This window comes from Peptostreptococcus sp. MV1, from assembly GCF_000758885.1.
Classification (GTDB): domain Bacteria; phylum Bacillota; class Clostridia; order Peptostreptococcales; family Peptostreptococcaceae; genus Peptostreptococcus.
Genome location: NZ_JRNB01000057.1, coordinates 25,470 through 33,438, shown reverse-complemented (window position 1 = coordinate 33,438; position 7,969 = coordinate 25,470). Strand labels below are relative to the sequence as shown.

The 7,969-nt window shown below is 38.0% G+C and carries 8 protein-coding genes and 1 other annotated feature; all 8 genes read right to left on the bottom strand.

The window, feature by feature from the left end:
* Nucleotides 1-106: 106 nt before the first annotated feature.
* The 8 genes from HMPREF1639_RS04320 to HMPREF1639_RS04285 all read right to left on the bottom strand — a co-directional run bounded on the left by HMPREF1639_RS04320 (nt 107) and on the right by HMPREF1639_RS04285 (nt 7,968).
* Nucleotides 107-922, bottom strand: coding sequence for a LicD family protein (locus HMPREF1639_RS04320; protein WP_036763691.1), 816 nt, complete (start codon nt 920-922; stop codon nt 107-109).
* 79 nt (nt 923-1,001) lie between these two features.
* On the bottom strand, nt 1,002-4,124 hold the full coding sequence (gene ileS, locus HMPREF1639_RS04315; protein ID WP_036763689.1) for an isoleucine--tRNA ligase: 3,123 nt from the start codon (nt 4,122-4,124) through the stop codon (nt 1,002-1,004).
* A 66-nt stretch (nt 4,125-4,190) separates the two neighbouring features.
* Nucleotides 4,191-4,405, bottom strand: a binding site (T-box leader).
* A gap of 72 nt (nt 4,406-4,477) precedes the next feature.
* The gene (locus tag HMPREF1639_RS04310; RefSeq protein ID WP_036763688.1) at nt 4,478-5,131 is read right to left on the bottom strand and encodes a DivIVA domain-containing protein; all 654 of its coding nucleotides are present in this window, start codon (nt 5,129-5,131) and stop codon (nt 4,478-4,480) included.
* Nucleotides 5,132-5,142: 11 nt separating this feature from the next.
* Complete coding sequence (locus HMPREF1639_RS04305) at nt 5,143-5,361, bottom strand: hypothetical protein (RefSeq protein WP_036763686.1); 219 nt, start codon at nt 5,359-5,361, stop codon at nt 5,143-5,145.
* 12 nt (nt 5,362-5,373) lie between these two features.
* On the bottom strand, nt 5,374-5,631 hold the full coding sequence (locus tag HMPREF1639_RS04300) for a YggT family protein (protein ID WP_036763684.1): 258 nt from the start codon (nt 5,629-5,631) through the stop codon (nt 5,374-5,376).
* A 12-nt stretch (nt 5,632-5,643) separates the two neighbouring features.
* Entirely contained in the window at nt 5,644-6,138 is a 495-nt protein-coding gene (locus HMPREF1639_RS04295; RefSeq protein ID WP_036763682.1) for a cell division protein SepF, read from the bottom strand.
* Nucleotides 6,139-6,168: 30 nt separating this feature from the next.
* Nucleotides 6,169-6,870: a YggS family pyridoxal phosphate-dependent enzyme gene (locus HMPREF1639_RS04290; RefSeq protein WP_036763681.1), complete on the bottom strand. Its 702-nt coding sequence runs from the start codon at nt 6,868-6,870 to the stop codon at nt 6,169-6,171.
* Nucleotides 6,871-6,957: 87 nt separating this feature from the next.
* Nucleotides 6,958-7,968, bottom strand: coding sequence for an NAD(P)H-dependent glycerol-3-phosphate dehydrogenase (locus tag HMPREF1639_RS04285; RefSeq protein WP_036763679.1), 1,011 nt, complete (start codon nt 7,966-7,968; stop codon nt 6,958-6,960).
* Nucleotide 7,969: the final 1 nt, after the last annotated feature.

The window sequence follows — 7,969 nt, the reverse complement described above, 5'->3', positions numbered from 1 at the left end:
TTCATCAACGCTAGTTGACAAAGAACCTTATCTTTTTCCAAGTGACTAAAGGTACGTATTAATATTTTATATAAAAATTGAGTTTGTTTAGGAAATACTATTTAACCTATACCTTTAGGTCTAAAATATGGGGCACCCTTTCCTCTTCTGGTGGTATTTTCATGTAGTCACCATATAGGTCTTCTAAGTAGGCATGAATATTATTCGGAGCCTTAAACTCATAACCTTCAAAATCTATAGAGGTCAAGGGGAATATATATTCCTTTTTTTTCATAAATTCCCTCATCATAAAAGGAGTATCCATACCATATACTACATATGGTGCATCTCCATTTTCTTCTAGTCTAGCACACTTGGCTATCCACCTCTCCTCTAGACCAGAGTTCTGTAGGAATATCTTTACATGGTCTCTCAACTTTGTTGGCTTTGACTTCCTAAAAAACGATAACTTGTGCATAAACCTACCCATCCTGGAATCTATCAATTTTTCATTCATAGGGTCCATAGGGAATACATCTACAAAGGTACCGTGGCATGGTAGGCCTGAAGCCCTTTCAAATCCTGAAAAATGACCCAAATAGAATATTTTTATAAATGAAGGCTGTAGGTCAACCTCTTTTTGGGACCAATCTTTGCAGTCTTTATTTTCATATACGAGTCCATCTGGTAGCTGGTCTTTGACTACTTGGATAAACTTGTTATAGTCCCTCCTCATCATACATATATCACAGTCATCATCCCATGGTATAAAGCCACCATGCCTTCTAGCTCCTAATAAGGTACCTGCGTCTACCCAATAGTCTATATCATTTTCTCGGCATATCTGGTCTATAACCTTCATTATTTCCAGTATTACCAACTGTAGCTTTCTTAATTCACTATCATCACTAGCAATTATCTTATCGACTTTATCCTTAAACATATTTCCATTCTCTTTTCCTAAAATGCCTGCTAGACTCTTATAAAAAGAGCCTAGCAAACTAACTTATTAAATATCTTTATTAAACTCTTTCAACCTTTATTCCAGTTTCATGATCATTTAGGTTCTGCTTTTCAAGGCTATAATCTTCAACCTTAACTATATCTATAGCTAGGGTTTCAGTCTTGATATAGTCATCAAATTCAGCAACAGCCTTGGCTATATCCTCGTCTCCATCAAAGTATATCTTGATATTATCCAAGACTTCAAAACCACTAGACTTTCTCAACTGCTGTACCTTTGATACAAATTCTCTAGCAAATCCTTCGCTGATTAGTTCTGGGCTAAGTGTAGTCTCTAGTATAACAAATAGGTTGTTTTCCATTGAAACATTGAAGCCTGGCTTTGAATCTATATTGATTAAAATATCATCCTTGCCAAATTCAAAGTTGTTACCTGCTACATCTACACTTATCTTTTCACCAGCCTCAACCTTGGCAACCACTTCATGAGAGTCCATGCCAGCCAAGACCTTACCAAATGTATTTACGTTCTTACCAAGAACTGGACCCAATACCTTGAAGTTTGGCTTTAGGTTAAAGTTCATAAATTCTCCCAATTCCTTGGCAAATTTAACCTTCTTTACGTTTAATTCTTCCCTGATTATATCAACAAGATCTCCTAGAATAGCCTCATACTTACCATCCACTAGGACTTCTGCTATCGGCTGTCTTACCTTTATCTTTGCATTTTCTCTAGCTGCTCTACCTAGAGTGACAAGGTCTCTTGTCAAGTCCATCTTTTCTTCTAGGGCTAGGTCTACTAGGCTAGCATCACACCTAGGGTAATCTGCACAATGAACGGAGTATTCACCTGTTAGGTTCCTGTACATTTCCTCTGATAGGTATGGTGAGAATGGGGCTATCATCTTACAGAAGTCTCTCAATACCTCATATGTAGTATTGTAGACAGACTTCTTGTCCTCTGTCAATTCAGTTCCCCAGAATCTTCTTCTAGACCTTCTTATATACCAGTTAGATAGGTCGTCATTTAAGAATTCTGTCATCCTTCTTATAGACTTGTTTACCTCGAATATTTCTAAGTTTTCTTCTATTTCCTTCTTTAGGTTGTTGAACTTAGATAGGATCCATCTGTCTAATTCAGGTCTATCCTTGTACTCAACAAAGAAGTCTTTTGGATCTAGTCCATCAGTATTGGCATATAGGGTAAAGAAGTTGTAAGTATTCTTAAGAGTACCTATAAACTTTGACATAATTTCCTTCAAACCATCTTCATCAAACCTAAGTGGAGTCCATGGAGCTGATACATACAATAGATACCACCTCAAGGCATCTGCCCCATACTTGTCAAACATTTCAAATGGATTGATTGTGTTACCCTTTGACTTTGACATCTTCTTGCCGTTCTTGTCTAATACTAGGTCTGTTACTAGGACATTCTTGTATGGAGCCTTTCCAGTCACGAATGTAGATACAGCAAGCAGTGAGTAAAACCAACCTCTAGTCTGGTCTATTCCTTCACAGATATAGTCCGCTGGGAAGAGATTGTCGAAGTTTTCCTTGTTTTCAAATGGGTAATGCCACTGGGCAAAAGGCATAGATCCTGAGTCAAACCAGCAGTCTATAACCTCTGATACTCTTGTCATTGGCTTGCCACAATCAGGACACTTTAGGTGAACCTCGTCTATGTATGGCCTATGTAGTTCTATAGTATTTGGATCTACATCCTCTATAGCCAACTTGGCTAATTCTTCTCTTGAACCTACAGTAGTCTTGCAACCACAGTCACACTTCCAAACTGGTAATGGAGTTCCCCAATACCTAGTTCTTGAAATAGCCCAGTCCTTTAGTTCTTCTAGCCAGTTGCCAAATCTTCCTTCTCCGACGAATTCTGGGAACCAATTTACGCCATTGTTGTTTTCAATCAGCTTGTCCTTTAGCTTAGTCATTTCTATATACCAACCAGGGTTAGCATAGTATACAAGTGGAGTACCACATCTCCAACAGTGTGGGTAGTTGTGCTCTACCTTTAGTTTTGAGAATAGCTTATTCTCAGCTGCTAGCCACTTGATTATTTCTACATCTAGGCCTTCTTCCATTACAAATTTGCCCTTCCAAGGAGTAGCAGTAAACTTACCTTCTCCATCAACCGGCTGAACAAAGGCTAAACCATAGGCCCTACCCATATTGTAGTCATCTTCACCAAAGGCTGGTGCTGAATGTACAATACCAGTACCGTCTGTTGTAGTTACATAGTCTGCACAAGTCACAAAGAATGCCTTGCCTTCAACATCTACAAATGGCATCAACTGTTCATACTCCTGGTATTCAAGTTCCTTACCCTTCATAGTCTCTATTAGGCTATATTCCTTGTCGCCTAGGTGCTTTTCTAGTAGTGGCTCAGCTAGGTAATATATTTCATTATCTACCTGGACCTTTACATAGTCCACATCTGGATTCACAGTTAGGGCTACATTTGATGGTAGTGTCCATGGAGTAGTCGTCCATGCAAGGAAGTACTCGTTTTCTGTAGCCTTCTTCTTGAACTTTGCTACAAGTGTATTTGACTTGATCTCCTTGTATCCCTGGGCAACCTCATGTGATGCGAGACCTGTTCCACATCTAGGACAGTATGGTAGTATCTTGTGTCCTTCGTATAGAAGGCCTTCCTTGTTAAACTTGTCAAGGATCCACCATAGTGATTCTATGTAGTTGTTGTCAAGAGTGATATATGGATCGTCTAGGTCTATTGAATATGCCATTCTTTCAGACATCTTTCTCCATTCCTTTTCATATGTAAAGACAGAATCCCTACACTTCTGACAGAATTTTTCTATTCCATATTCTTCTATAGCCTTCTTGTCTGATAGGCCCAACTCCTTTTCTACCTGTAGTTCAACTGGTAGACCATGAGTATCCCAACCAGCTTTTCTAGGAACCTTGTAGCCACTCATAGTCTTGTAACGACATACCCAGTCCTTCAAAGTTCTAGATATAACGTGGTGGATACCAGGATTACCATTGGCTGTTGGAGGACCCTCGAAGAATATATATGTTGGGTCATTTTTACCCTTTTCAAGTACCCTTTCTAGTATCTTGTCTTCCTGCCAACGTTTTAATGTTAGCTCTTCTGCCTGGGCTACTGAACCCTCATGCAGTTTTTTAAATACTGTTTTATTATCCATATTAATTTCCCCTTTCTATATCATTTGTAAGTTTTTACGAATAAAAAAACCCGTCTCCTTGATCAATCAAGGGACGAGCCAAATCGCGTTACCACCCTAGTTCCTGGGTAAAACCCAGACACTCTCGGTCTATATCGGAACCACCCGGTCAACTTAATCGGTCAAACCTTTCAGTATCCAGCTCAGAAGTGATTTTCACCCAGTCATTCATATATCGGCTCACACCATACCCGACTCGCTTAAAAGAAATCATGGACTACTCTCTTCGTCATAGCTATCTTTAAATTCTATGTTATTGATTATATTGCATAGACTGGCAATAGTCAATAGTTTTTTTATGAATTGTCAGAAAATTACTTTATTTTAAATATATCTTCTGGAGAACCGCCTAAATCATCATTTGATTCCTGGCTTTCAAGATCTGCCTCAATATTTTCTATGCTAACTGTGTGATCTTCTTCTTCCTGAACATCCTCTAATACAGCCATCCTCATAGTGCCAGTAATATCCAAATCCACAGGTCCACTTACTTGCTGGTTAAAGTCATCCTTTTCGTTGTCAATGCCACTGAATATTTGATCGACATTCTGCATTTCATCCTCTAATAGCGACTTAAACTTTATCCTGAAGACCTTGAACTCCTTCACTAAGGCTTCGTACTCATTTCTTATTTCTACAACCTTATTGTTGGCCCTATCAATCATCTGCTTGGCCTGTAGCTCAGCTTCCTGAACTATAATCCTAGCCTTCTTGTTTGCTGAACTAGTAGTATCTTCAGCCGCACTCTGGGCAGTAATCAAGGTTTCCTTTAATGTTTCCTCGATGCTAGAGTACTTGCCAACCTGATCCTTGTACATTTCTAGTTTTTCCTTTAGAGATTCATTTTCCTTGATAACTGCTTCATAGTCTACTCTCACTGTATCTAGAAATACATCTACCTCTTCTTCATTATAACCTCTAAATCCTTTTTTAAATTCTTTACTCTCTATAAGTTCTGGTGTTATCATTTTATCACTTCCTATACAAATTTATTAATTCTAACTCTCAACTTATTCTTCTTGGACATTACCAAGACCTCATCAAAAGAAATAGCATTCCTTATTTCATAGGGATTGAGGAAGTCCGTATTCCTAACACCATAATTTTTTGAAACGCTATTGCATATATCAACCACTTTATACATTTTTATCTTCAAGTCATCATCCTTGATATGACTCCTTACTTTTAGCTTGTCCATATTATTATCCTACTACAGAAAAGTATAAATCAACCTACTAATAATCCATAAAAATATTATGGCCAACATAGGTGACATATCAAGAGGACCTGTATTAAACCTGCTCGTAAGCTTCCTCATCGGTGCTTCAACTGGTTCTGTTAAGTCATCTAAAAGAGCATACAGCTTGCTATCTTGGGCTCCTGGAAACCAAGACATTATAGATTTTGCTATAATAAACCAAACTATAATATCAATCAGACGCACCAAAGCAATTTTTAAAACTTCCATATAGACACCTACCTACTTATTCTGCCAAGGAAAGATTGCCTTACTCTCTAATTCCTTTTTTATACTAGCATCTACATCTACATTCTTAGGAGCTAGTATAAATATTGACCTTGAAACACGCTGGATACTTCCATCAAGTACATAAACAGCACCATTCATAAAATCAAAAATAGACTTCTTTATATTCTGTTGAGTCAATGCTTCCAAGTTTACTATTACAGTCTTTCTTAATCTCAAGTGGTCTGCTATAGTAGCAGCATCATCATAAACCTTAGGCTCAACAATTATAACCTTCATCTGATTGTGAGCCTGATAGTCCATTCTAGAGCCTAGTGGGTTATTATACGAAGCCTCTTCCTCTTCTTCTGCTTCATATTCATCATATGCATCGTCTTCGTATGTGTCATCTTCATATTCATCATATGCATCGTACTCATCATTCGCATTGTCACCATCGACAATCATCCAGTTCTTTAACTTACCCATTTTATCTTTAATACCAGCCATATTATACCTCCTAAACAGCGTGTCTTTATTTTAAATATTATAATTTCTTTTTCCAAATATAGATGTTCCAACTCTCACAATTGTTGAACCTTCTTCTATAGCAATCTGGTAGTCTCCACTCATCCCCATTGACAAGTCCTTCATTACTACACCATCTATAGACAGATCCCTTATATAATCGGACACTTCCCTTAATTGTCTAAAAACTGACCTCACTTCATCCTCATCATCAGAATCAGGTGCCATGGTCATCAATCCAACAATATTTATTCTTTCAAATCTTCTAGCACATTCTCTTATAAAATTTTCTAAATCCTCAATAAATATACCGTGCTTTGTCTCTTCCTTAGATATATTAACCTGTACTAGACAGTCGATATTCCTATCTATTTTTTCAGCCCTCTTGTTTATTTCCTCTGCCAGGGCCATCCTGTCCAAGGAATGTATCAAGTCGACCTTGTCAATTATATACTTGACCTTGTTAGTTTGAAGCGTACCAATCTGGTGCCATCTAGCTCTATTTCCTATTAGTCCATACTTACGCTGCAACTCCTGAGGTTTATTCTCTCCAACATCTGTAATTCCACATTTAAGAGCTTCCTCCATCACATCCACATCAACTGTTTTTGTAACACCAAGAAGCAATATCTCTTCTGGATTCCTATTCACTTTTTTTGATGCATCTAGTATTTTAGACCTAACTTGGTCTATTCTAACTGAAATATCGCTCATTACCTCACCTACTCCTAATCAATTAAGAATACACATATATATTTTATTATAGCATATTATAGCCTATATTTGTATACTTTTATTAATCTATAATTTAAAAATCGATTCATTTTCGTGTTTTTTATTTCGAGTCATCAACTCGTTGACAGCTGTCTTCGGATCTATTTGCCCTTCAACCACCCTGTAAATACATTCAGTGATAGGCATCTCTACACCAATCTTCTTAGCAACCTTATATACAGCCTCAGTAGCTGTAATACCTTCAACCACCATTTGTATCTTTTCTTGAGTTTCTTCAAGACTGTGGCCTTGACCTATTAGTATACCTGCCCTCCTGTTTCTAGAATGCATACTTGTACAGGTAACAATCAAGTCGCCTATGCCTGATAGGCCAGAGAAAGTCGATATATCAGCACCAAGAGCAACTCCAAACCTAGATATTTCAGCTATACCCCTAGTCATCAGGGCAGCCTTTGAATTATCGCCAAAGCCTATACCATCTAAGATTCCTGCCCCAAAGGCTATTATATTTTTTGTAGTACCTCCGAGTTCAACCCCTATCATATCAGTGTTTGTATATACTCTCAAATACTCACTCATAAACAAGTCTTGTACCATTTGAGATATCTCAATTGACTCTGAAGCAACAACTAGCGCCGTTGGCATCTTTCTAGATACCTCTTCAGCATGTGATGGACCAGATAGGACGCAGTATGGATTATCCGGCAACTCCTGATAACATACTTGAGAAATCCTACTACTAGTAGACTTTTCTATACCCTTTGCCACATTTACTAAAACCTGTCCAGGGTTTATTTTATTGGATATGCTCTTGCATACAGCCCTTATCTGTTGGGACGGCACACCTAAAACTATAAACTCTGCACCATTAATCGCCTCATCTATATTGCTTGATGCTCTTAGGCTCTTACTTAGACTTACACCTGGTAGGTATTTTTCATTCGTATTTTCCTTATTTATTTCATCGACCTGGTCCTGTCTCCTAGCCCAAATCACAACCTCATGTCCATTTTCATCCAAAACCGATGCAAGCGCTGTACCCCAACTACCTGCTCCCAACACGCAAACTTTACTCATA

Coding starts and splice junctions, on each gene's coding strand:
- HMPREF1639_RS04320 (WP_036763691.1), bottom strand. CDS start 922: ATGTTTAAGGATAAAGTCGATAAGATAATTGCTAGTGATGATAGTGAA.
- ileS (WP_036763689.1), bottom strand. CDS start 4,124: ATGGATAATAAAACAGTATTTAAAAAACTGCATGAGGGTTCAGTAGCC.
- HMPREF1639_RS04310 (WP_036763688.1), bottom strand. CDS start 5,131: ATGATAACACCAGAACTTATAGAGAGTAAAGAATTTAAAAAAGGATTT.
- HMPREF1639_RS04305 (WP_036763686.1), bottom strand. CDS start 5,361: ATGGACAAGCTAAAAGTAAGGAGTCATATCAAGGATGATGACTTGAAG.
- HMPREF1639_RS04300 (WP_036763684.1), bottom strand. CDS start 5,631: ATGGAAGTTTTAAAAATTGCTTTGGTGCGTCTGATTGATATTATAGTT.
- HMPREF1639_RS04295 (WP_036763682.1), bottom strand. CDS start 6,138: ATGGCTGGTATTAAAGATAAAATGGGTAAGTTAAAGAACTGGATGATT.
- HMPREF1639_RS04290 (WP_036763681.1), bottom strand. CDS start 6,870: ATGAGCGATATTTCAGTTAGAATAGACCAAGTTAGGTCTAAAATACTA.
- HMPREF1639_RS04285 (WP_036763679.1), bottom strand. CDS start 7,968: ATGAGTAAAGTTTGCGTGTTGGGAGCAGGTAGTTGGGGTACAGCGCTT.